Below are 22,202 nucleotides of genomic sequence, written 5' to 3' on the forward strand. Positions count from 1 at the left end.
TCGGTGCCATGGCAGCTCCAGCCGAACTCCGGCACCTCCGGTTCGCGCTCGCCCTGCACTCGAAGGCCGGTGCCGCGGGCACCTGCCTGTCGCCGTACTCCGCGGCGAGCGCGCTGACGCTGGTGGCCAGAGCGGCCCGCGGTGAGTCGGCCGAGGAACTGGTGCGGCTGCTCGGCGAGGTCGACGGCCAGGCGAAGCTGCTGCGGGCCGCCGCCGAACTGCACGGCCCGGACAACCAGGACACCCCGGTGCTCGAGGTGGCGAACACGCTCTGGGCCTGGGACGGGCTCGAGCTGCGCGAAGAGTTCACCGCGGAATTGGCGGACTGGCCCCACGGCTCGGTCGCGAGCGCGCCGTTCGTCGACGACCCCGAGGGCGCGCGCCGGACGATCAACGCCGACATCGCCACCACCACGCACGACCTGATCCCCGAACTGCTCACCCCCGGTTCGGTCGGCCCGGACACCGTGGCCGCCGTGGTCAACGCCCTCTACCTGAAGACCGCGTGGGCCAGCCCGTTCCGCGACCACGCCACCACCGACGCGCCCTTCCACACGCCGGGTGGCGAGGTCCAGGTGCCGACCATGCGGCAGACCGAGCAGCTCGGGTACGCGCACACCGGCGGCTGGCAGGTGGTCACGCTGCCCGCGGTCGGTGACGTGGAGGCCGTGGTCCTGCTGCCGGACGGCGAACTGGCCGACGCGGAGGTGGAGCTGGACGCCGAACGACTGGCGGAACTGCTGTCCGCCAAGCAGTTCACCCAGGTGAGCCTGGCGCTGCCGAAGCTCGAACTGGATCTGCGCACCGATCTCACCGCCGTGCTCAAGGCACTCGGCGTGCGGACGCTGTTCAGCCCGGAAGCCGACCTGACCGGCCTCAGCCCCGATCCGCGGCTGCTCGTCTCGGACGTGCTGCACCAGGCGGTCCTGCGGATCGACGAAAGCGGCCTGGAAGGCGCGGCGGCCACCGCGGCGATGATCCGCATGGTGTCCATGCCCATGGGCGATCCGGTGCAGGTGCGGGTGGACCGGCCGTTCCTGCTGCTGGTCCGCCACGCCGGCACCGGCGCCGTCTACTTCCTCGCCAGGATCACCGACCCCGCTCGCGTCTAGCGCAACACCTCTCCGGCGAGTCTGCCCAGGTAACCGGCGAACCGCCGCCGGTCCTCGGCGGGCCAGTGCGCGACCAGTTCGCCGAACGCCGCGCGCTGGTACTCCTGGGCGGCGGCGAGGAACTTCTCCGCGGCGGACGACAGCGACAGCCGGGCGCGGCGGGCGTCCTGCCCGGAGGTCTCCCGGAGCACGAACCCGTCGCGGACCGCGTCGGTGATCATCCGGCTCGCCACCGAGCGGTCCAGCCCGAGCTGGCGGGCCACGTCGGCCACGGTCACCTCCGGATCCGCCTGCGCCGCGCTGTGGATCGCGTCGATCACGTAGAGGTTCTGCACCGTCCACGTCTCGGGTGCGCCGTCGTAGAGCCGCTCGACCACCTCGGGCGCCCACCGGCGCGACCAGAACCGGACCAACCGGAACAACGCCGGTCCGCCACCGTGCTGGCCGGGCCGGACTTTCTCGTTTTCGGTCACCTCAGCCTTTCTTCGAAACCAAGATCACCCATGCGGGTATGGCCGGACATACTGCCATGCCCTTGATGCGTGCGTATTGCACGCGTTAACGTGTGCGATATGCACGCGAATCAGCGTAGTCGCTCCCTGGCCTTCGCCGGCCTCCTGCTCGGGATGTTGCTGGCACAACTGGATTTGACCGTGGTCGTCACGGCGCTGCCGATGATCGGCGCCGAGCTGGACGCCGGTCCCGCGGTCGCCGGGATCACCGCCGCGTCCCTGCTCACCGCCACCGTCTCCACGCCGATCCACGGCCGCTTCGGTGACCTGTACGGGCGACGGGCCGCGTTCGGCCTCGCCGTCGCGCTGCTGGCCGCCGGTTCCACGTGGTGCGCGGTGGCCGGTGACATCGGCTCGCTCATCGCCGGGCGGGCCGTTCAGGGCGCCGGGGCTGGCGGGCTGATCGTCGGGGCGATGGCGGCGCTCGGCGAATTGTTCAGCCGTCAGGAGCTGATCCGACGGCAGGGCTGGCAGGTCGCCGTCGGTGCCGTCGCCTCGCTCGCCGGACCACCCGCGGGCGGCCTGGTCGCCGACGCCTGGGGCTGGCGCTGGCTGTTCTGGGGCAATCTTCCGCTGTGTGCGGTCGCGCTGGTGCTCGGGCTCGCGGGGTTGCCCGGCCGCCGTTCCGGTGACCGGGGTGCACGGCTGGACCTGCGTGGTTCGGCGCTGCTGGTGCTCGCCGGTGCCGCGGCGACCGCGCTCGGCACGGTGCCGGAACTGGCTCGCAGTCCACTGTGGACGCCGCTGCTGGCCGGGCTCGCGGTGGCCGCCGGGTTCGCCTTCGCGCGGACGCAGACGCTCATCCCAAGGCGGATCTTCGACGATCGCGTGGTGGTGCGCTCGGTGCTGGCGACCACGCTCGCCGGGATCGCGCTCTACGGCACGTTCACCTACGTCTCGCTGGCGATCACGCTCGGCGTCCGCGGCGACCCGGGTGCCGCCGGGCTCCTCCTGCTGGCCATGACGGGCGGCTCACTGCTCGTCTCCGGCGGTTTCGCCGTGCTGGCCCGGCGCTGGCCGCGGATGCTCGTCTGGGGCCGCTGGGGCTGTGTCACGGGCATCGCCGGGCTCACCCTGATTGCGGTGTCCCTGCACGCCGGCGGGGTGGCGCTGCTGGCCGCCGGATTGGTGCTCACCGGCGGCAGCTTCATGCTCGTGGTCTCCGCCTACACCGTGCTCGCGCAGGGACGGGCGGCTCCGGCGGAGATGGGCGCCACGATGGGCGTGTTCACCTTCGCCAGGCAGGCGGGCGGGGTCGCCGGGACCACCGTGCTCGGCTGGCTCGCGCTGCTGGTCACCGGCGGGTTCGGCGCGGCGGGGCTGACCGTGGTGTTCGCCGCCGCCGCGCTCGCGATGGTGGTCGCGCTCGCCTGCTCGCCGCGCGCTGTCACAACCGAAGAGGCCGTCTCGTCCAGCAGGGCATAGGACACAACGAAGGAGGACGACCATGCCTCGTATCCCCGCGCTGGCCACGAAGGACGGCGGGATCGTGTTGCGCGTCATCGACCGGGTCGCGCGGCGGCGTTTCGGCGCGGTCCCGGAGCCGATGGCGGTCAGCGCGCACAACCCGAGGGTGCTCTGGGCCGGGCTGGTGACCGAGCTGTTCGCGGAACGGGTGGCCAAGGAGCTCCCGGTCAGCGTGCGCGAGCTGGCGGTGTACCGGGCGGCCGTCCAGCTCGGCTGCTCGTGGTGCGTCGACTTCGGCACCATGCTGCAGAAGCACGAAGGCCTCGACATCGACCGGCTGAAGTCGATCGACGACTACGCCGAGTCGCCGCTGTACAGCCGTCAGGAGCGGCTCGCGCTGGCCTACGCCGACGCGATGACCGCCACCCCGGTCACGGTGACCGACGAGCAGGTCGCCGAGCTCGAAGCGGAGTTCGGCCGCAAGGGCGTGCTGGAGCTGACCTACCAGATCGCGCTGGAGAACATGCGTGCCCGGATGAACAACGCGCTGGACATCACCGAGCAGGGCTTCACCTCGGGCGACGCCTGCCGTGTGCCCCAGGTCACCCCGCCGCCGCCCCAGGCCGGTTAAGCAGTTTCCGATTAATCGCTGAGCAGGTCACGGAAACGTTACCGGACAAGATCGATCTCGGGTACGCCGAAGGGGCCCGGGATCGGTCTTCGGTGCGTTCGGGCCGCCCCACTCCCGCATTCGCGGCCTGCGGACAAGATCGTGCACCGGATTCGCCGAGTTGGTTTATCACTCACCGAAATTCGGGCTAACAATTAGTGGTTCCGCGTGGTTATGGTTGCGCCAAGAGCGGGTTTTGTGTGCTCCGGCTGGGAAGTCTCGGGGGCCAGTCAGTAATGCCGGTGAGCTATTGAGTCGGGCCCCGGCACGGCCGCGGGATGACGAATGGAGCGTGGCACGAGATGGTGAGGGTGTTTCCGGCACGCCGCTGGCTGGCGGTGGCCACCGCGGCCGCCGGACTGGTGGCTCTGACCGCCTGTGGTGGCCCGAACACCCCTGGTGCGCCGGGGGGCAGCCCCGCGCCCGGGCCGGGCGGACTGCTCGACCGGGCCCCGGTGGCCACCGAGGCGGAACTGGCCGCGAGCCCCACCGCCCAGGCCATTCGCCAGCGCGGCCAGTTGATCGTCGGCGGGGAACTCGATCTGCCGTTGCTTTCCGAACGGAATTCGATTACCGGCGAAACCGAAGGTTTTGACGCGACGCTGGCGAAGCTGCTGGCGAAATACATCATCGGCGAATCCGCGGTGAAGATCGCGAAAGCCACCCCCGAGACGCGCGAGACCCTGTTGCAGGTCGGCACGGTGGACGCGGTGATCCGCATTTACACGATCACCCCGCAGCGCGCGCAGAAGGTCGCTTTCGCCGGGCCCTACCTGATGTCCGGCCAGTCGATCGCCACGCTCAGCCGCGAGCGGTCCATCAGCAAGCCCGCCGACCTCGACGGCAAGGCCGTCGCCGCGGTCGCGGGCACCACCAGCGTCGACGCGCTCAAGCGGGTGGCCCCGACCGCGCAGGTGCGCACCTTCGGCACGGCCAACGAGTGCATCCAGGCGCTCGAAGCCGGGCAGGCGGTGGCCTACGTGCACGACCTGACCGTGCTGGCCGGGGCGGCCCGGCTCAACGACAAGATCCGCGTGATCGGCGAGCCGTTCACCAGCGACCCGTACGGCATCGGCCTGCCGCCGGGGGACACCGAGTTCAAGAAGTTCGTCAACGACTGGCTGGCCAAGATCGTGCAGGCCGGGATCTGGGAAGAGCTGTGGAAGGAGTCGCTGGGCACCGTCGTCGCCGGTCAGCCGCCGGCCCCTCCGCAGCTGGGGTCCGTCCCGGGGTCGTAACCCACGAGGGAGGAACGCGGCGTGACAACGGCGTCTTTGCTGCGGACCGCGATGGCACTGGGTGCGGTGGGCCTGCTGGTCCTCACCGGGTGCAACGGTGGTGCCGCGCCCGTGGGCGGGGCGGCGCCGTCGGCTCCGCTGAGCCTGCTCGACCGCGCTCCGGTGGCGAGCGAAGCGGAGATCGCGGCCAGCCCCACGGCGGCCGCGATCCGCGAACGCGGGCAGCTGCTCATCGGCGGTGAGCTGGACCTCCCGCTGATGTCCCAGCGCAACCCGATCACCGGCGAGACCGTCGGCTTCGACGCCACGCTGGGCAAGCTGCTGGCGAAGTACCTCATCGGGGAGCCGAACCTCAAGGTGGTGCGGTCGATCTCCGAGACGCGGGAGGCCGTGCTGCAGACCGGCACGGTCGACGCGGTGATCAGCACCTACACCATCACCCCGGAACGGGCGCGCAAGATCAGCTTCGCCGGGCCGTACCTGGTCTCCGGGCAGGCGATCGCCACGCTGAGCACGGAGAACCGCATCTCCACCCCGGCCGACCTGGCGGGGAAGAAGGTGGTCGCGGTGTCCGGCACCACCAGCGTGGACGCGATCAAGCGGAGCGCGCCCGGGGTCCAGCTGACTACCTTCGGCGCGGCCACCGAGTGCATCCAGGCGCTCGAGGCGGGCAGCGCGGTGGCCTACGTGCACGACATGACGCTGCTCGCCGGGACCGCCCAGCTCAACGACAAGATCCAGATCGTCAGCGAGCCGTTCACCGACGAGTCCTACGGCATCGGCATCCGGCACGGCGACGAGTCGTTCAAGGAGTTCGTCAACGACTGGCTGGTGAAGATCCAGCAGAGCGGGCTGTGGGGCGAGAACTGGACGGAGACGCTGGGCCAGGTCGTGCCCGGCGACCCGCCCAAGCCCCCGCCGATCGGCTCCGTCCCCGGTTCGTGAGTCAGTCCGGCAGGCGGGTCAGCTTGTCCGGGTTGGCCAGGTCGTAGATCGCCACGATCCGGCCGTCGCGGATGGCCATCGTGGTGACGTGCACGTCCAGCGGGACGTGGCCGTCGTCGCCGGGCGCGGCGGGCAGGTGCAGCCCGAGGTCGCCGTTGACCAGCACCGGCCGGGCCCCGTCGAAGGCGGTGTCGGCGTACTTCCGGAGCAGGCCGATCAGGAAGCGGCTGATCTTGTCCGCGCCCACCATGAGCTGACGGCTCGTCCTGGCCTTGCCGTCGGAGTCGCCGATCAGCACCACGTCGGGGTGCAGCACCGCGGCCACCGCGCGCACGTCACCGGCGTTGAACGCGGCCATCAGCCGTTCCAGCAGCTCCTGCTGCTCGGTCATCGGCGCCCGGGGTGGCGGATCGGCCTCTTCCAGCGCCTTCCGCCCGCGTGAGGCGTGCTGCCGCGCGGCGGCCGGGGAGCAGCCGAGGATCTCGGCGATCTCGGCGAACGGCACGGAGAACGCGTCGTGCAGCACGAACGCCACGCGCTGCTCGGGGGTGAGCCGGTCGAGCACCACCATCGCCGCCATCCGCACGCCGTCGTCGCGGACGGCCACGTCGAGCGGGTCCTCGCTGGGGCGCGGGCCGAACCCGGCCATGATCGGTTCCGGCAGCCACTGGCCGACGTAGCGCTCGCGGCGGACCGTGGCCGAGCGCAGCCGGTCCAGGCCGAGCCGCCCGACCACCGTGGTCAGCCAGCCGCGCGCGTCCCGGATCTCCGCGCGCTGGGCGTCGGTGAGCCCGGCCAGCCGCAGCCACGCCTCCTGCACCGCGTCCTCGGCGTCGGACACCGAGCCGGTCAGCCGGTAGGCCACCGAGACCAGGTGCGCGCGGTGGGCGGTGAACTCTTCAGCCAGCAGGTCCCCGGTGACGGCCATACCCCGAGTCTGCCGCATCCGGCGCCCACCGGAGCCGCCCGGGCCGGGCACCGGAGCCGAGCACTAGAGTGGACGCGTGGCGGGACGGATCCGGGAAAGCGATATCGCGGAGGTGCGTGACCGCAACCGGATCGACGAAGTCGTTGGCGAGTACGTGGCGCTGCGCCGGGCCGGTGGCGGCGCGCTGAAGGGGCTGTGCCCGTTCCACGACGAGAAGACCCCGTCGTTCAACGTCCGCCCCACCCACGGCACCTTCCACTGCTTCGGCTGCGGGGTCGGCGGCGACGTCATCAAGTTCCTGACCGACCTCGAAAAGCTCACCTTCGTCGAGGCCGTGGAACGCCTCGCCGACCGGGTGGGCCTGCGGCTGACCTACGAAGGCGGCGGCGGGAGCGTGCAGCGCGACCGCGGCACCCGCTCGCGGATGGTCGAGGCGCACAAGGCGGCCGCCGAGTTCTACGCCGAGCAGCTGCTCGGTGAGGACGGCCGGATGGCCCGCGACTTCCTCAACGAGCGCGGCTTCGACCCGGTCGCGGCCAAGACCTTCGGCTGCGGGTACGCCCCCGGCGGCTGGGACAAGCTGACCAAGTACCTGCTCAAGCGCGGGTTCGAGCTGGCCGAGCTGATCAAGTCCGGGCTGGTGCGCGAGGGCAGGCAGGGCCCGATCGACCGGTTCCACCGGCGGCTGCTGTGGCCGATCAAGGACCTCAGCGGGGACGTGGTCGGCTTCGGCGCGCGGCGGCTGTTCGACGACGACCGCATCGAGGCCAAGTACCTCAACTCCAGCGACAGCCCCATCTACCGGAAGTCCGAGGTGCTCTTCGGGCTGGACATGGCGAAAAAGGAGATCTCGCGGCGGCACCAGGTGGTGATCGTCGAGGGGTACACCGACGTGATGGCCATGCACGCGGCCGGGGTGCCGACCGCGGTGGCCACCTGTGGCACGGCGTTCGGGCAGGACCACATGAAGGTGCTGCGCCGCCTGCTGATGGACGACGACGCCTTCCGCGGTGAGGTGATCTTCACCTTCGACGGTGACGAAGCCGGGCAGAAGGCGGCGCTCAAGGCGTTCGAGGGCGACCAGACCTTCGCCGGGCAGACCTACATCGCGGTGGCGCCGGACGGCATGGACCCGTGCGAGCTGCGCCTGGCCAAGGGCGACACCGCGGTCAAGGACCTGGTGGCGCGGCGGATCCCGCTGTTCGAGTTCGCCATCCGCAGCCTGCTGCGTTCCTACGACCTGGAGTCGGTGGACGGGCAGGTCGCCGCGCTGCAGAAGATGGTGCCGATGGTGGCGCAGATCCGGGACCGCGCCAAGCGGGACGGCTACGCCACCAAGCTGGCCTGGTGGGTCGGCTGGCCGGACGAGTCGATGGTGGTCAAGCGGGTGCGCGCGGCCGCGGGTGCCAAGGGCAAGGCCCAGCCGGGACGGCCGGCGGCGGCCGCGTCGTCGAACCCGCAGGACGTGGCCAGGCCCAACCCGGGCGACCCGCGCCTGACCGTGCAGCGCGAATCGCTGAAGGCGGCGCTGCAGGAACCCGCGCTGGCCGGTCCGGAGTTCGACGCGCTGCCGGACGAGGCGTTCACGCACCCGGCGTATTCGGCCATCCGCAAGGGGATCCGCGAGGCGGGCGGCGCCTCGGGCGGCATGGCGGGCCCGGCGCTGCTCGAAGCGACCGCCCAGCACTGTCCACAGGGGATGGTGCGGCGGGTGCTCAGCGAACTGTCGGTGGAACCGTTGCGCGCCAGGGGTGAGGTGGACGCGCGCTACGTTTCCAGTGTGCTCGCGGCGATGCAGGAGAACCTGGTGGGCAGGCAGATCCAGGAGATCAAGTCGAAGCTGACCCGGTTGTCGCCGGTGGAGGCGCCCGACGAGTACCGGGCGTTGTTCGGCGACCTGGTGGCGCTGGAGCAGTACCGCAAGGCGTTGCGCGAGCAGGCCGTGGGCGGGCTGGACTGATGGGCCTGTGGAAGCGGCTGTTCGGCGACCGGCTGCCGGAGGACTTCGGCGGTGAACTGGCTCCCGGCGAGGACGCGCTGGCCGCCGCACCGGTGACCGGCGGGGGGTACCTGGTGGTGACCCCGCTCGGGCTGTGGGTGCCGGCCGAAGGCGGTCCGCGCCGCATCGGCTGGCACCTGATCAGCAAGGCGGTCTGGGGTGAGAACACGCTCACGGTGACCGAAGCCGAGGAGTCGGGCAAGGCCGGCGACGCGGTGCTGCTGACCGACCGGGCGCCGGTGCGGTTCGGCGTCGAGGCGCCGGGCAAGGTGCCGCCGATGGTGCGCCACCGCGTCGACGGCTCGATCCGCGCGCGGCACCGCCAGGAGCTGCCCGGCGGGGTGGCGTGGTTCCTCACCCGGAAGGTGCCGGGCACCGACGGCACGGTGCTGCAGGTGCGCGCCGATCCCGGGGTGGACCCGGAGGTGGTGGCCGGGATCGCCGAGGACGCCTCGCGGAAGCTGGTGGAGCCGGAGGCCTAGCAGTACAGTCGTACTGTATGTGGGACCCGGCGAAGTACCTCAACTACCAGGACGAGCGTGCTCGTCCGTTCTACGACCTGCTGGCGCGAGTGGGGGCCACCGAGCCCCGCCGCGTCGTCGATGCCGGGTGTGGTCCAGGGAACCTGACGCCCTCACTGGCCGAACGCTGGCCGGGGGCGGTGGTGGAGGCCTTCGACAGCTCACCGGACATGGTCGCCGCGGCCCGGGTCAACGGCGTCGACGCGACCCTGGCCGACATCACCCGATGGGAGCCTCCCGCCGACACCGGCGTGGTGCTCACGAACGCCGTGCTGCAGTGGGTGCCGAACCACCGTGAGCTGCTGGTTCGCTGGGTGGAGGTGTTGCCCGCGGGGGCGTGGATCGCGATGCAGGTGCCGGGCAACTACCGGGCACCTTCACACGATCTGGTGAGGAAACTGGCGGCCACTTCGCGGTGGTCGCGGTCGCTGGACCTGCCCGGCGAGGACACGGTGAGCGAGCCGCAGGACTACGCGGAGCTGCTGGCGGCGCGGGGTTGCGCGGTCGACGCGTGGGAAACGACGTACGTGCAGCGCCTGACCGGGGAGGACGCGGTGCTGGAGTGGATCACCGGCACGGTGCTGCGCCCGGTCAAGGCGGCGCTGGACGCGGCGGACTGGGAGCGGTTCCGCTTCGAGCTGGGCTCGCTGCTGCGCGATGCCTACCCGCCGAGGGCGGATGGCACCACGTGGTTCCCCTTCCGCCGCGTCTTCACCGTGGCGCGGGTCGCCTAGCCCTGGCTGGGTTCGTGGGCGGCCCGGTGCCCGTTGGTGCTGTGCCGTTCGCCGAACGGCAGCTTCTCGCCCACCTTGGCCCTGGCGATCCCGGCCGCGCCCTGCACGGCGGGGTGGTCGGCCAGCTTGCGGTAGGTGCGAACGATCTGCTCGTACCGGCTGCGGCCCGCCCGTGCGCCCAGCACGTAGCCCACCGCAGCGCCCAGCAGGAACTTCTTCATGCCTGTACGCCTCCTTTGTTCGCTCACCGCCATTGTTCCTCAGATCGCGGACGGGGGCCGGGTGCGAGGGCGCTGAGGGCATGGGTTAGAGTTCTTCGTGTCAGGCCGGAGCGATCCGGTCAGGCCAGCGATCCCCTGTAGCTCAATTGGCAGAGCAGCCGGCTGTTAACCGGCAGGTTATTGGTTCGAGTCCAATCGGGGGAGCATCCGCCCAGGTCACCGACCTGGGCTTCGTTGTATCCAGGGCCTGTCCGCCCTCTCTCGCGGCTGTCGGCGAGCCTGGGTACGAACCGCGGGCCGGTGGTGGACGCCCGGCCGCGCTCGTCGGTGAGGTGGGTGCCAGGCGCGCCGTGCCGACGTGGCCCGTTCCTCGGGAGCGTGAGCAGTCACAGGTGCCTCAGGCCAGTCGCGGCAGCAGAAGCTTGTTTGTCATTTGATACTCATCCGCGGCGCGAGTGGCGACATAATGTCCGGGTCGCAGTGCACTCCGCGGCGGATTGCCGGTGATGCTGTGGCATCCGAAGGCCGATCCGGAAGGACTGCGCGAACTGATCGACTGGGTGCTGGCCGCAGTTTCGAAGGCTTGCCCGAAGGGTGCAATTTGGCCAGCTCGCACGCAGCTCTGCAGCTCGTGAATTCGTTGGCCCAAGATCTGGTGGTAATGTGGGACGATCCGAAACGCCTCATCGTTCTCGATCAACCGTTGAACCCGGCCCGAGAGTAGGGGACTGCGGATGAGCTTGAACGAGCAGGACGCCACCGCGACGCTGGGTCGGCGGGCAGCGCAGTTCGAGCCGCCTGACTGGTGGATCTACCGCAGCACCGGCAGGCCGATCCACGACATCGAACTCGTGAGTCTGCTGCCCCCGCCGCCACCGTGGCGGTCCTACGACGGTGGTCCGCTGCCGGAGCACGACGTACCACCGCCGGACGATGGCGAGGCGGAGCGCCGTCTCGGTGCGGCGTTCACTTTTTCCGAGCAGGAAGTCGATCTCGACGAGTTGAACATGGTCAACGCCGGCATCGTCCTGCGTCGGCCTCTGCTCGTGACCGGGAACCCGGGTACCGGCAAATCCAGCCTCGCCTACCGGATCGCCCGTGAGCTCGGGCTGGGCCGGGTGCTGCGGTGGGCGATCACCGGCCACACCACGCTGGGTGCGGGCCTGTACGGCTATGACGCCATCGGCCGTGTCCAAGCCGCCGCGACCAGCCAGGCGCAACTCGGGGACGTGGCCGAGGAGCCGCCGCCGATCGGTGACTTCGTCCGCCTCGGGCCGTTGGGCACCGCTTTCCTGCCCACGCGATTGCCCCGCGTGCTGCTGATCGACGAGCTGGACAAGTCCGAATCCGATCTGCTGTCGATCTTCGAGGACGGCGAGTTCCCCGTCGACGAGTTGGCGCGGGTGCGCAACAGGCAACCCGAAGTCACCGTGCACACCGCGGATCCACAGCGCACGGCGGTGGTGCGCGACGGCCGGGTCGCCTGCAACGCCTTCCCGATCGTGGTGATGACCAGCAACGGCGAGCGTGAATTCCCGCCCGCCTTCCTGCGCCGGTGCCTGCAACTGAAAAAATCGAGAACCCGGACCACGAGCAACTCGCCGCGATCGTCTCCAGCCACCTGGTCGACGATCACGGTGACTACCGCGACCGCCTCGTCCGCGAGTTCGCCGAACGGAGCAAGGCCGAGGGCGGTCTGCCCACGGACCGCTTGCTCGACGCGGTCTACCTGGCCACCTCCGGTGCGTACCAGCCGGAGCGCGAGGCGTGGCCGCGGCTGGTGGAAGCGCTCTGGCAACGGCTGGCGGTGCGGTGACGTGGGCAGGCTGCCCGGCGTCCCCGGTCCGCGTTCCGCCCCGCCGGCGGAGCTGAACGTCGATGCCGTCCGCCCGAAGGGGGCGAGACAGAGACAGGGGCCGGCCGATCTGAGCTGGACCGAACTCGGCGATGTCGTCTGGCTGGCCGCTGCCATGACACCGGCCGCCACCGCCACCGAAAAAAGCCCGCGGAAGAACCGGAACAGGTTTTCGACAGCGGCGAAGTCCCGACCCGGAAAACGGTCCCAGAGCCGAGCGACGCCCGTCGTCGCCACCACCGGTACGTCAACCCCCTCCAGTCGCGGAAGCCCCGGTGTCGGGCTTCACCGAGCTCGGCACGGCCGCCGCCGAAAAGCGCGGGCTGTCCGTGGACGGTGCGGACACCATCGCGCTTGATGAAACACTCGAGTATTTCCGGGCACTGCAAATCTTGGAACGCAGGACAGTCTCGCCGCGATCCCGCAACGTGGTCCTAGACGACGAGGTAACAGCTGTCCGCGCTGCGGAAACCGGGCTGTGGTGGCCGGTCAACCGAAGGAGGAAAAGCACTGGCTGGACTTGACGATCTTGCCCGACGATGGCCCATCGATGGCGTTGTGGCGCCTTGTGTCCGCCTTTGTCGAAGTTCTCGAAAGATTGGGTGCATTTTGCACCATCCAGGTTCGCCCGTTGAAAACTGTCAAGGCCGATAGCGAGGAAATTCTCGTGTTCCGCAGGGGTAGGCCCGGGGCGCCGGCACGCGAGCTGGACAAACTACTGGACCCGCCCGGCCGACGCGCGGTGTTGCTGACCGACAGCGTCGGTGACGCCTGGCAACACGAACTGCTGTACCCCATGCTGGCGCGTTGGGCTCGTACGATGCCGGTGAATACCGTCCACCTGCTGCCGCAGTGGCTTTGGAGGCAGTGCGGGCTAAACCTGCGTCGAGCCGAACTGCGCGTAGCGGGTGCGTTGAAATCCAGCAGCCAGTGGGCTTTCGACTTGACGGATGCCAGGCTCGATTCCGATTCGGCGGAGCTATTCAGGGTCGAGCCGATGTTCGAACTACAGCCGCAGTGGCTGGCGTGGTGGGCCAAGATGATGGCTGGCGAGCACGACGGCGCGGCCGAAGGAGCCATCCTGCTCTCTTTGAGGCAAGCACGGCAAGCTGGTTCCAGCGACACGTCCGGTACGCCGTCACCCAGTGAACGGGTGCACCGGTTCCGAAGTGTGGCGTCGCCTCCCGCTTTGCGGTTGGCGCAGTTGCTCGCGGCGGTTCCCGTTCACCTGGACGTGGCTCGCGTCATAAAACAACGTTTTGTTCCCGAAGCCGGTCTGGAGCACCTACTGGAACTCCTGGTTTCGGGGATCATGTACGCTCCCGGACTCAAGGAAGGGCAGTCCACTTGGGACACAGGTGGGGTCTTCGCCTTTCCCGAGGCAGTCCGGGAATTGCTTCTCAGCGGCGCGCGGCGTTCGGAAACGGCCAGCGTTGTGCGAGTGGCGGCCACCCATTTCGGTGGACGGATTCCGGTGCTCGGCCACCTCCGAGACGCCATCGCCGACCCGCACAACACGCCGGACCCGGTGCTCACCCTCGAGACGACGGCCGACGTCGAACTGGAGAGCGCGGTCATGCGCGCGCTCTCCGGCCCCTATCTGTCCCGGGCGGACCGGCTGCGCAACGCGGTCCTGCGCCCTGGATCCGTCGTGCCCGCCACTGAACCGATCCAGTCTGTGAGTCCAAGATGCCTGAGACGGTTGATCGCCCCACCGACCCCTCTGCCGCGACGGAGGGACGCTCGCACACGTCCGAGGAATCCGGTCTGGCCGAGTCGGCCACCCGACCGATCGCCCACCCCCTCGCGGCCGGAATAGGCGATCCCGCTGCCAGGCGGCCCGCCGATCCACCGCCGATCTGGGGCAACATCCCGCCCCGCAATCCTAACTTCACCGGTCGCGGTGAACTGCTCGGGCAGCTGGCCAAGCGCCTGAACAGCGGTACCACCGCCGTGCTCCCCTCGGCACTGCACGGCCTCGGCGGTATCGGCAAGACGCAGATGGCCGCCGAGTACATCTACCGCCACCTCCCGGACTACGACCTCGTCTGGTGGATCGACGCCGCGCACACCACCCGGATCCGCGCCGGTCTCACCCAGCTCGCGGCGACACTGGGGCTGCCGGGGTCGTCGGAGGCCAACATCGCGGTGCCCGCGGTGATCGAGGCGCTGCGCACCGGACGTCCGTTCCGCCGCTGGCTCCTGGTCTTCGACGCCGCGGAGAGCCCCGAGACCGTGCTGCCGTTCTTCCCGCGCAACGGCCCGGGCGAAATCCTGATCACTTCGCGCAACTCCGACTGGGCAGGCATCGCCCGCCCGCTGGAGCTGGCGGTGTTCAAGCGCGAGGAAAGCATCGAACTGCTCGGCCGCCGCGGTCCGGAGATCGATGTCGACGACGCCAATGAACTGGCCGAAAAGCTCGGCGACCTGCCCTTGGCCGTCGAGCAGGCGGCGGCTTGGCGCGCGGTGACCGGTATGCCAGTGCAGGAATATCTGCGCCTGTTCGACGACTCGGTCGCGGAGATCCTCGACACCGCGTCAGCGCCCGACTACGAGATTTCCGTCGCCGCTGCCTGGAATGTCTCATTCGAGGAACTGAAGACCCGCAACCCCGCGGCTCACCAGATCCTGCACATCTGCGCGTTCTTCTCCCCGGAGCCGATTTCCCGTGATCTGCTCACCGGCGTCAGCCGGGTGTCGATCTCCCCGGAACTGGACGCCGCGCTGCGCGAGCCGATCAAACTGGCGCGTGCCATCCGCGACATCAACCGGTACGGCCTGGCGAAGATCGACCACGGCAGCAACACGCTCCAGCTGCACCGCCTGGTCCAGCTGGTGCTGCGCAACCGGGTGATGGCACCGCAGGTGCACGCGCGGATGCAGCACGGCGCGCACCAGCTCCTCGCCGCACTCGATCCCAACGACCCCGAGTCGAGCAGGCACTGGCCGCGTTACCGCGAGCTTTTGCCGCACGCCTACGCGGCCAGCGTGCTGGACTGCGACGACGACTGGCCGCGCCAGCTCTTCATCAACCTGATGCGCTACCTGTTCGAATACGGTGACCACGAAGAGGCCGCTCAGCTCGGCCTCCAGGCGCGGAAGCGGCTCACCGAAACGCTCGGCCCCACCCACCCGCAGACGCTCGAAGTATCCGGCAGGCTGGGCCTCTACCTCTGGGCCATCGGCCGGTACGCCGAGGCCGCGGAACTCAACCAGCGGACCCTCGCTCTCCGCCTGCAGGTCTCCGGCGAGGAGAACGAGGAAACCTTCGCGCTCCAGCGGAACATCACCATCGATCTGCGCGCGGAGGGGGACTTCGCCGCGGCGACCAAGCTGAGCGAGGAGATCTACCACAAGGCCAAGCGCATGTTCGGCGAGGACGATCCGGAGACGCTCAACGCCGCGTTCCAGCACGGGATTAGCCTCCGCTTGTCCGGTGCCTACCGCGCCGCCGCGGAACTCGACCAGGAGACCCACCGGCGGCGGACCGAAGTCCTCGGCCGCGACCACACCCGCACCTTCAGCACCAACAGCGCGCTGAACGTGGACCTGCGCGAAGCCGGTGAGTACGGCCAGGCACGGGTGCAGCAGGAGCGGCTCACCGAGAGTTTCCGCGCTCGTTATGGCGCGGAGCAGCCGGACTCGGTGGTCAACTCCTTTCTGCTTTCGGTCGCCCGGCGCAAGGACGGGGACCACCCCGGCGCGCGCACGCTGTCCACGGAGGCGCTCAACCGGTTCCGGCTCGCGTATGGCGACAACCACTCCCACACGATGGCTTGTTCCCTCGCGCACGCGATCGATCTCCGTCACTCGGGTGATCTGGCCGCGGCGAAGGAACTGGGTGAGCAGACCTTCGAGCGGTACCGGGACAACCTCGGTGAGCACCACCCGCACACCATGGCCGCTAGCGTCGACCTCGCGGTGACCTTGCGGCTCCAAGGGGACGCAGCGGGCGCGTGCACGCTCGACGAGCGGGCGCTCGAGCACTTCCGCGCCGGCATCGGCCCGGATCACCCGTACGCCATCATCACCGCGGTCAACCTGGCGAGTGATCTCTCCGTGCTGGGAGAACTCGACAAGGCGATCGAACTGGGCCGGGACGCGGTGGAACGCGGCCGGCAGGTGCTCGGCGAGGAACACCCGACCGTCCTGGCCGCGACCTTCAACCTGGGCTTGGATCTTGTCACCGCCGGGCGTGCCGACGAGGCCGCTGCCCATCGGGACTCGATCCTGGTCAAGTACCGGCGGGTGTTCGGCGAGGCGCACCCGGCGACCCAGGCGGCGGTGGCCGGGGGACGTGCGGACTGCGACATCGACCCCATGTTGATGTGACTTCTCAGCCGGGCACGAGCTGGCCGAGCCACGCGGCGATCTGCTCGACGTCCAGTGGTCGCGGGGTGCCGGTACGCAGGTGGCGGTGCACCGCGCGGACGAGTTCGGGGCAGCGCAGCAAAGCACGGGCAGCCGGGTGGGGGCCGCGCGCGGACAGTGCGAGCCCGAGGCCGACCAGGGAGTTGGGGCAGTCCGGGGTCCTGGCCAGATCCGCGCGGTAGCCCTCGGCCGCTTCGGCGAAATCGCCGCGGGCATAGGCGAGGGTGGCGCCGGGAACGGCCGGTCGGCTGTCGGCGGACAGCGGCGGGCCCGCGTCCGCGACGGTGAGGCGGACCAGGTCCATCCGGGCGCGTGACCAGGATCCGTCCGGCACCGGGGTCGGCGGCAGGTCGGTCGTGACGAGGCTGGCGGGTGGCCGGGTACGGCCACTCAGCCAGGCCGCCGCCAACGCGGCGACGAGTGACGGGTTCGGGCGCAGGTGCCGCGCTCGCCAGCCGGCGAGGTGATCCCGCCCTGCGGCCTCGGCGAGTTCCCGCGCTTCCGCCGGTACGGCCTCGGTCTGCCAGGGGCCGAGGCGCTCGGCGATGCCGTCGAGGAAACGGCGCCCGGCGGCGGTCAGCGTCGCGTCCGTGCGCAGTACCTGCAGTACGTTCCAGCTCTGCCTCCGCCAGTACGCGAATTCGAAACTCGAACGCCGGGCGCTCACCCCGGCGGCGCAGAGCGCTCGCCAGAAAGCGGTGACACCGAAGAAGGCGTACACCCCTTGGAAAGCGCCGCTCAACGTGCGCGGATCGTCTCGCCAGGGCACGTAGATCCGCTCCCGCGGATCCGGTTCGTACAACTCGACCAGGTGCAGCAGACCGCCGAGCACGATGTGCTGGAACTCGTGGATCAGCGTCTCGGCGAGAGCCGCGCCGTCGGCGGGCAGGCCCACCACCGCGCTGCCGAACGCTTCACCGGTCGAGGCGCTCGGATTGCGGAAGAGCACCCGCGGTTTCGGCACCAGGGCGGTCAGGCCGACCGGCATGGTGCGAGCCAGCCCCGGCAGGTGGCTGACGGCCAGTCGGCACGCTTCGTCGACCAGCCGTTGCCAGGCCGCGAGGTCCGCGCCCGGCAACCGTTCCGGCTGGATCGGCTCGTAAAGGCCGCGATAGGGATCGAGGTCGTCCAACCACAGCGAGAACCGGTGCGCGCCGACTTGGCTTCGAACCCGTCGCAGGCCTCGCCACCCCGGGCCGTCGGAGCCGGGGGCGTCGGGCAGCGACACGGTGGTACCGCTGTCCGACACCGAGTAGTGGCCGGCTTCGCCGCGCACCGTGGCCGTGGAGAACGGTGCTGCCGCGATGAAGCGGGCCATGCCCAAAGACGGGAGCATGGCGTTGCCGTGCCACACCGGGATGGTGGTCTCGAAGTCCAGTCCCGCGTGGATCGCCGCGGCCGCCGCGATCGCGTGCGCGTGGCCCAAGTGCAGCCACAGCGGGCCGACGCCGTCCTTTTCGTCGCGCAGCAACCGCGTCGTGTAACCGGCCCAGCTGCCGGTGTACGGGTTGGTGAGCATCCGGTTCACCGCTCGGGGCGCCCTGGCCTCGGTCCGGGTGAAAAGCTCCCAGGCCGAGTCCAGTGGCGGCAAGGGGCCCATTCGCTCCGGCGATTTCGCTGCTTCGGTCAGCAAGGAGTGGATCAGCAATTTGCGCCGGCTCCGCTCGGTCCGGCGGAGGCGGCGCACCATGTCCTCGTCCCCCTCGAACCGGGCGAGGGCATCGAAATCCTGCCAGGACAGGCGGTGGAACGTGGGGCGTGCCTCCGCTGGTGGCGGCATCAGTCGATCCGCTCACCAGCGTTGTTGTTCCCGCTCCGGTAGCGCGCGCGGACATGGCTGGTGCGTTCCACCACGTGATGTGCCGAGTGGCGAAGGGTAACACCGTCCAGGTAACGCAAAGCGGTGAACGGAATCGCGTCGAGATCGAGCAGGGCGGATTCCATGTCCGGTTCGGTACTTGCCGAGAGTGAATTCATCGTGGCGATTCCCTCCACCGTCGAACGGTTGTGAGAGTTGGACCCTGTCGAGGATAGCCGAAATCATCGCCGAATCAGACCGGTTGCGGTGGGGGAGGGCGACCGGCGGCCAATTCGCGGAGGGCGCGCGGGTGGGTGATCGTTATTCGCTGCCGGGCGGTTCGCACCACCCCGAGCTTGCGGAGTTCGTCCAGACCGCGGATCAAGGTGCTGCGGGAAACCCGGGCGAAATCGGCCAGTTCTCCTTGGTTGAAGCGGAGGTCGACCTGATTTCCGCCGGCCCAGTCGAATTCGTGCTGGAGGGCCAGTTCCAGGAGCACGGCGGCCAGCCGTTGCGGGAAGTCCGGGCCGCCGGATTCCAGCCGGAGGCGGTCGGACTGCTGCAGGCGGATCGCCGCGGTGCGGAAGATCTCTTCGGCGATGCGCGGACGGGCGCGCAGTACCCCGAGCAGTTTCTCCCGCGTCACGAGGAGGGTGTGCACCTCGTCGATGGCCGAAATGGTGGCCGTTCTGGGGAGTCCGCTGATGGGAGCGAGTTCGCCGACGATCTCGGCGGGGCCGCGGGCCGCGAGCGGGGCGTCGTCGCCGCGGTAGTTGGTGGCACTGATCTTCACCCAGCCGCGCAGCACGACGAACATGCTGGAGGGCGGGCTGCCTTGGAGGACGAGGACCTGACCGGGTGACCACACCTTCCGGTGGCCCGCGGCGGTGAGCGCCGATCGCTCGTCCGGCGTGAGCCGCAGCCACGCCCGGCGTTCCTCGGCCTCGGTGATCGAAGAACCCGTCACGTGGTCCTCCGGTTCTTGCTCGGGCCGGCTTGGCGCTCGTGTTCCATCTGACGCATCGTTCGCTTCCCCGAGTCGCCACCATGGTCGGCAGGCGCACAGCCACTTCTTTTCTTCCTCGAGAACATCAATTCTGACAGGCGACCGGTGGCTGCACCAGGTCACGGGCTTACGATCCGGAGGTACGTCATGCGCAGTACTCGGAGTGCACCGGACTACGCGGGAATCGGTCCGGCGCCCCACACACCGAAAGCTTTCGGGGTGAATCCACGAGTGGTCGCGCCGCATCCGCCAATGGCGTTCGAGGTGGAACTGGCCACCCGGGCGAGACCTCTGGTGAGAAAGTCGCCGAAAGCGGCACTGGCCTGGGCGCTCGTCCTCGGACCGCTGGGGCTCTGCTACCTCTCCGTCTTCGGCGGCGTGGTGGCGACGATGGTCACGGTGGCGGCCATCTTGGTCGGCAGCCCCGCGATGCTGGCGGTGCTCTGGCCGGTCGCGGTGGCGCTGTCCCTGCCGGCTGTCCGGCGCCTTTGACGGGAATCGCTGTTGTCCGGATAGGACGGTCAGGGTCCGGTGAGGTGGGCCAGTGCGGTGATGACGCGTTCGGCGATGTCCTCCGGCCATTGGAAAGACGGGGCCACGGCTCGCTGGTGGGCCAGGCCGTGCAGGCCCAGCCACAAAGCCACCGCATCGGCGGCGAGGTCGGTGCTGGTGGCGCAGCCGGCGGTCACGCAGTCCCCGAGGGAGTCGGCGAGCAGGCGCATGGTGGCTTCGCCGAGGGTGTACATGTCTTCCTCGGTCAGCGAACTCTCGTTCAGATCGGGGATCCAGAGCCCGCCGAACATGGTGCGGTAGCGGCCCGGGTGGGTTTCGGCGAACTCCAGGTAGCTGTGGCAGAGGGCGAACAGGCGCTCCCGCGGGCCGTCGGCGTCGTCCACGGCGGCGCGCAGCCGGGCATCCAGGTCCGCGAAGGCGTTCTGCACCACGGCCAGCATGATCGCGGGCTGGTCGGGGAAGTGGCGGTAGATCGACGGCGCGGCGATCCCGACCTGGCGCGCGACCGAGCGCAGGGTGATGGCGGACTCGTCGCCGGTCTCGTCGAGCAGTTCGACCGCCGCCGCCACGATCTCGTCGCGCAGGCGGGCGCCTTCCCCGCGGCGGTTGCGCGTGCGAGGCGCGGCCTTCTCGGTGTCCATGCCGATTAGCTTACACCTGAAAACTTATCTCCGTTAACCCTTGCCATCGATCAGCTAACGCTCGTAGTCTTACGGCTGTAAGCACAACTGAGCGAGACGAGGGACAGAGCATGGGAAACGCCACCGAGGTGGTCCTGCCGGGCAAGGTCGACGCGGACGGCCTGCACGTCCGCACCCGCGACCTCCCCGCCCCGGCCGCGGGCCAGGTCCTGCTGCGCATGGACGCGACCGGCGTGTCGTTCGCCGAGCAGCAGATGCGGCGCGGCAAGTACTTCGACCAGCCGCCGTTCCCGTTCGTGCCCGGCTACGACGTGGTCGGCACGGTCACCGCGGTCGGTCCCGGCGTGGACCCCGCGCTGCGCGGCCGCCGGTTCGCCGCGGTCACCAAGGTCGGCGGCTGGGCCAGCGCCCTGGTGCTGGACGCCGCCGATCTGGTCGCCGTGCCGGACGGCGTCTCCGCGGCCGCCGCGGAAACCGTGGTGGTCAACGGGATCACGGCCTGGCAGATGCTGCACCGGGGCACGAAAGTGCGCGCCGGCGGGACGATCGTGGTCCTGGGCGCCAACGGCGGTGTCGGCTCCACCCTCGTGCAACTGGCGCGCCACGCCGGGATCAAGGTGATCGGCACGGCGTCGGCGCGCCACCACGCCGACCTGCGGGAACTGGGCGTGATCCCGGTCGACTACCACGATCCCGAGCTGTACCAACGGATCCGGGAGATCGCGCCGGACGGGGTGGACGCGGTGTTCGACCACGTCGGCGGTGCCGGGCTCGTCGAGTCGTGGCGGCTGCTGCGCCGCGGCGGAACCCTGGTTTCCTACGGCACCGCGGCGTCGAAGGACGTGGACGGCAGTTCGCAGGTGCCCGTCCTGAAACTGTTCGCGCGGCTGATGCTGTGGAACTACCTGCCGAACGGCAAAAGCGCGTACTTCTACAACTTCTGGGCGGGCAAGCGCCGCCTGGACGCCTTCCGCGCCCGGCTCAGCGAGGACCTGACGCAGGTGCTGCGCCTGCTCGCCGACGGCGTCCTCGTCCCGCAGATCGCCGCGGAGATCCCGCTGTCCGACGCCGGTGCGGCGCTCGCGCTCGCCGAATCACGCACGGTCGCGGGCAAGGTCGTCCTGGTGCCGGACCCGAGCCGGCCGTGAAGTGGGCGGCAGGCGGAGGAACCGGCGTGGTGAAGGCGGCAAGCTCCGCGCCGAGATCCTCTCCGCCGCGACCGAACTGCTCGACGCCTGTGGTGACCCGCGCGCGGTGACCCTGCGGGCCGTCGCCCGCCAGGCCGGCATCACCGCACCCTCGATCTACGCCCACTTCCGCGACCAGCCCGCCGTCCTGCTCGACGTCGTCCGGGAGGCCTTCGCCGAACTGTCCGGCTGGCTCCGGTCAGCCGTCGACGACGCGGACGATGACCCTCGGCGGCGGCTCTACCTCGTTTGCCGCGCCTATCTCGACTTCGCCCACGAGCATCCCGAGCGGTACCGCGCCATGTTCAGCGGAACCGGTCCGTCGAACGTGCCGGCTGTCCTCGCCGACTGCCTCGCCCGTTGCGTGGCCGCCGGGCACTGCGCCAGCACCGATCCCGCCGCCGACGCGGTCGCGCTGTGGCTGGGCCTGCACGGGCTCGCCCACCAGCGTGCCGTCTCCGGCGCCTTCCGCTGGCCCGACGACATCGTCCAGCGAATCGCCTTCTCCTTGTCCCGTCTTGTTTGACTCCCCGATTCTCGGAGG

General features: G+C 70.0%; 21 protein-coding genes, 1 tRNA gene and 1 pseudogene. 16 read left to right on the plus strand and 7 right to left on the minus strand.

All coding sequences use genetic code 11. From position 1 onward, the window contains the following. Positions 1–8: 8 nt before the first annotated feature. Entirely contained in the window at positions 9–1,112 is a 1,104-nt protein-coding gene (locus tag JOM49_RS15565) for a serpin family protein (protein WP_209664992.1), read from the plus strand. On the opposite strand, the gene JOM49_RS15570 is transcribed toward JOM49_RS15565, so the two are convergent. Then, complete coding sequence (locus JOM49_RS15570; RefSeq protein ID WP_209664993.1) at positions 1,109–1,585, minus strand: MarR family winged helix-turn-helix transcriptional regulator; 477 nt, start codon at positions 1,583–1,585, stop codon at positions 1,109–1,111. The genes JOM49_RS15565 and JOM49_RS15570 overlap by 4 nt on opposite strands. Positions 1,586–1,684: 99 nt before the next feature. Here JOM49_RS15570 and JOM49_RS15575 point away from each other — a divergent pair, with 99 nt between their 5' ends. The 4 genes from JOM49_RS15575 to JOM49_RS15590 all read left to right on the plus strand — a co-directional run bounded on the left by JOM49_RS15575 (position 1,685) and on the right by JOM49_RS15590 (position 5,884). Continuing rightward, a complete protein-coding gene (locus JOM49_RS15575; RefSeq protein ID WP_209664994.1) occupies positions 1,685–3,049 on the plus strand; it encodes an MFS transporter in 1,365 nt (454 codons plus the stop codon). A 22-nt stretch (positions 3,050–3,071) separates the two neighbouring features. After that, positions 3,072–3,662 carry a carboxymuconolactone decarboxylase family protein gene (locus JOM49_RS15580; protein ID WP_209664995.1) on the plus strand — a complete coding sequence of 197 codons (591 nt, stop codon included), beginning with the start codon at positions 3,072–3,074 and terminating at the stop codon, positions 3,660–3,662. 341 nt (positions 3,663–4,003) lie between these two features. Next, positions 4,004–4,939 (plus strand): glutamate ABC transporter substrate-binding protein, encoded by a 936-nt coding sequence (locus JOM49_RS15585; RefSeq protein WP_209664996.1) that lies wholly within the window; start codon positions 4,004–4,006, stop codon positions 4,937–4,939. Positions 4,940–4,960: 21 nt separating this feature from the next. Beyond that, the gene (locus tag JOM49_RS15590; protein WP_308158749.1) at positions 4,961–5,884 is read left to right on the plus strand and encodes a glutamate ABC transporter substrate-binding protein; all 924 of its coding nucleotides are present in this window, start codon (positions 4,961–4,963) and stop codon (positions 5,882–5,884) included. Position 5,885: 1 nt separating this feature from the next. Here the strand turns inward: JOM49_RS15590 and JOM49_RS15595 are convergent, their stop codons facing one another. Then, the gene (locus JOM49_RS15595; RefSeq protein WP_209664997.1) at positions 5,886–6,812 is read right to left on the minus strand and encodes a sigma-70 family RNA polymerase sigma factor; all 927 of its coding nucleotides are present in this window, start codon (positions 6,810–6,812) and stop codon (positions 5,886–5,888) included. A 76-nt stretch (positions 6,813–6,888) separates the two neighbouring features. Here JOM49_RS15595 and dnaG point away from each other — a divergent pair, with 76 nt between their 5' ends. Genes dnaG through JOM49_RS15610 form a run of 3 tightly spaced genes read left to right on the plus strand, consistent with a single transcriptional unit; the run spans position 6,889 to position 10,066 of the window. After that, on the plus strand, positions 6,889–8,772 hold the full coding sequence (gene dnaG / locus JOM49_RS15600) for a DNA primase (protein ID WP_209664998.1): 1,884 nt from the start codon (positions 6,889–6,891) through the stop codon (positions 8,770–8,772). Beyond that, positions 8,772–9,293: a hypothetical protein gene (locus JOM49_RS15605; protein ID WP_209664999.1), complete on the plus strand. Its 522-nt coding sequence runs from the start codon at positions 8,772–8,774 to the stop codon at positions 9,291–9,293. The genes dnaG and JOM49_RS15605 overlap by 1 nt, the downstream gene beginning before the upstream one ends. A 17-nt stretch (positions 9,294–9,310) precedes the next feature. Further along, positions 9,311–10,066, plus strand: coding sequence for a trans-aconitate 2-methyltransferase (locus JOM49_RS15610; RefSeq protein WP_209665000.1), 756 nt, complete (start codon positions 9,311–9,313; stop codon positions 10,064–10,066). Here JOM49_RS15610 and JOM49_RS15615 read toward each other — a convergent pair. Beyond that, the gene (locus JOM49_RS15615; RefSeq protein WP_209665001.1) at positions 10,063–10,287 is read right to left on the minus strand and encodes a hypothetical protein; all 225 of its coding nucleotides are present in this window, start codon (positions 10,285–10,287) and stop codon (positions 10,063–10,065) included. The genes JOM49_RS15610 and JOM49_RS15615 overlap by 4 nt on opposite strands. Before the next feature lie 131 nt (positions 10,288–10,418). Here JOM49_RS15615 and JOM49_RS15620 point away from each other — a divergent pair. The 5 genes and pseudogenes from JOM49_RS15620 to fxsT all read left to right on the plus strand — a co-directional run bounded on the left by JOM49_RS15620 (position 10,419) and on the right by fxsT (position 16,474). Beyond that, a tRNA-Asn gene (locus JOM49_RS15620) sits at positions 10,419–10,491 on the plus strand. A 530-nt stretch (positions 10,492–11,021) separates the two neighbouring features. Beyond that, positions 11,022–12,103 (plus strand): annotated as a pseudogene (locus tag JOM49_RS15625) (AAA family ATPase). A 314-nt stretch (positions 12,104–12,417) separates the two neighbouring features. Next, a complete protein-coding gene (locus JOM49_RS44330; RefSeq protein ID WP_372444015.1) occupies positions 12,418–12,666 on the plus strand; it encodes a hypothetical protein in 249 nt (82 codons plus the stop codon). Then, positions 12,663–13,961, plus strand: coding sequence for an SAV_2336 N-terminal domain-related protein (locus JOM49_RS43690; RefSeq protein ID WP_443626010.1), 1,299 nt, complete (start codon positions 12,663–12,665; stop codon positions 13,959–13,961). The genes JOM49_RS44330 and JOM49_RS43690 overlap by 4 nt, the downstream gene beginning before the upstream one ends. Positions 13,962–14,062: 101 nt before the next feature. After that, positions 14,063–16,474, plus strand: a complete 2,412-nt coding sequence (gene fxsT / locus JOM49_RS42965; RefSeq protein WP_443626887.1) for an FxSxx-COOH system tetratricopeptide repeat protein — start codon at positions 14,063–14,065, stop codon at positions 16,472–16,474. 4 nt (positions 16,475–16,478) lie between these two features. Here the strand turns inward: fxsT and JOM49_RS15635 are convergent, their stop codons facing one another. Genes JOM49_RS15635 through JOM49_RS15645 form a run of 3 tightly spaced genes read right to left on the minus strand, consistent with a single transcriptional unit; the run spans position 16,479 to position 19,278 of the window. Next, complete coding sequence (locus JOM49_RS15635; RefSeq protein WP_209665002.1) at positions 16,479–18,293, minus strand: aKG-HExxH-type peptide beta-hydroxylase; 1,815 nt, start codon at positions 18,291–18,293, stop codon at positions 16,479–16,481. Further along, positions 18,293–18,508 carry a hypothetical protein gene (locus JOM49_RS15640; RefSeq protein ID WP_308158750.1) on the minus strand — a complete coding sequence of 72 codons (216 nt, stop codon included), beginning with the start codon at positions 18,506–18,508 and terminating at the stop codon, positions 18,293–18,295. The genes JOM49_RS15635 and JOM49_RS15640 overlap by 1 nt, the downstream gene beginning before the upstream one ends. Before the next feature lie 56 nt (positions 18,509–18,564). Next, positions 18,565–19,278 (minus strand): Crp/Fnr family transcriptional regulator, encoded by a 714-nt coding sequence (locus JOM49_RS15645; RefSeq protein WP_209665003.1) that lies wholly within the window; start codon positions 19,276–19,278, stop codon positions 18,565–18,567. Between the two features lie 333 nt (positions 19,279–19,611). On the opposite strand from JOM49_RS15645, the gene JOM49_RS42970 reads away from it, so the two are divergent. Continuing rightward, positions 19,612–19,809, plus strand: a complete 198-nt coding sequence (locus tag JOM49_RS42970; RefSeq protein WP_245369340.1) for a hypothetical protein — start codon at positions 19,612–19,614, stop codon at positions 19,807–19,809. 29 nt (positions 19,810–19,838) lie between these two features. Here JOM49_RS42970 and JOM49_RS15655 read toward each other — a convergent pair whose 3' ends face one another. Next, complete coding sequence (locus JOM49_RS15655) at positions 19,839–20,471, minus strand: TetR/AcrR family transcriptional regulator (protein ID WP_209665005.1); 633 nt, start codon at positions 20,469–20,471, stop codon at positions 19,839–19,841. A 110-nt stretch (positions 20,472–20,581) separates the two neighbouring features. Here JOM49_RS15655 and JOM49_RS15660 point away from each other — a divergent pair, with 110 nt between their 5' ends. Together JOM49_RS15660 and JOM49_RS44055 are read left to right on the plus strand one after the other, a co-directional pair. Then, positions 20,582–21,619, plus strand: coding sequence for a medium chain dehydrogenase/reductase family protein (locus JOM49_RS15660; protein WP_209665006.1), 1,038 nt, complete (start codon positions 20,582–20,584; stop codon positions 21,617–21,619). 1 nt (position 21,620) lies between these two features. Next, the gene (locus tag JOM49_RS44055) at positions 21,621–22,184 is read left to right on the plus strand and encodes a TetR/AcrR family transcriptional regulator (protein ID WP_209665007.1); all 564 of its coding nucleotides are present in this window, start codon (positions 21,621–21,623) and stop codon (positions 22,182–22,184) included. Positions 22,185–22,202: the final 18 nt, after the last annotated feature.

Origin of the sequence: Amycolatopsis magusensis, from assembly GCF_017875555.1 — a bacterium.
GTDB lineage: Bacteria > Actinomycetota > Actinomycetes > Mycobacteriales > Pseudonocardiaceae > Amycolatopsis > Amycolatopsis magusensis.

Coding starts and splice junctions, on each gene's coding strand:
- JOM49_RS15605 (WP_209664999.1), top strand. CDS start 8,772: ATGGGCCTGTGGAAGCGGCTGTTCGGCGACCGGCTGCCGGAGGACTTC.
- JOM49_RS15635 (WP_209665002.1), bottom strand. CDS start 18,293: ATGCCGCCACCAGCGGAGGCACGCCCCACGTTCCACCGCCTGTCCTGG.
- JOM49_RS15595 (WP_209664997.1), bottom strand. CDS start 6,812: ATGGCCGTCACCGGGGACCTGCTGGCTGAAGAGTTCACCGCCCACCGC.
- JOM49_RS15615 (WP_209665001.1), bottom strand. CDS start 10,287: ATGAAGAAGTTCCTGCTGGGCGCTGCGGTGGGCTACGTGCTGGGCGCA.
- JOM49_RS15575 (WP_209664994.1), top strand. CDS start 1,685: ATGCACGCGAATCAGCGTAGTCGCTCCCTGGCCTTCGCCGGCCTCCTG.
- JOM49_RS15580 (WP_209664995.1), top strand. CDS start 3,072: ATGCCTCGTATCCCCGCGCTGGCCACGAAGGACGGCGGGATCGTGTTG.
- JOM49_RS15610 (WP_209665000.1), top strand. CDS start 9,311: ATGTGGGACCCGGCGAAGTACCTCAACTACCAGGACGAGCGTGCTCGT.
- JOM49_RS15585 (WP_209664996.1), top strand. CDS start 4,004: ATGGTGAGGGTGTTTCCGGCACGCCGCTGGCTGGCGGTGGCCACCGCG.
- JOM49_RS15565 (WP_209664992.1), top strand. CDS start 9: ATGGCAGCTCCAGCCGAACTCCGGCACCTCCGGTTCGCGCTCGCCCTG.
- JOM49_RS15655 (WP_209665005.1), bottom strand. CDS start 20,471: ATGGACACCGAGAAGGCCGCGCCTCGCACGCGCAACCGCCGCGGGGAA.
- JOM49_RS15660 (WP_209665006.1), top strand. CDS start 20,582: ATGGGAAACGCCACCGAGGTGGTCCTGCCGGGCAAGGTCGACGCGGAC.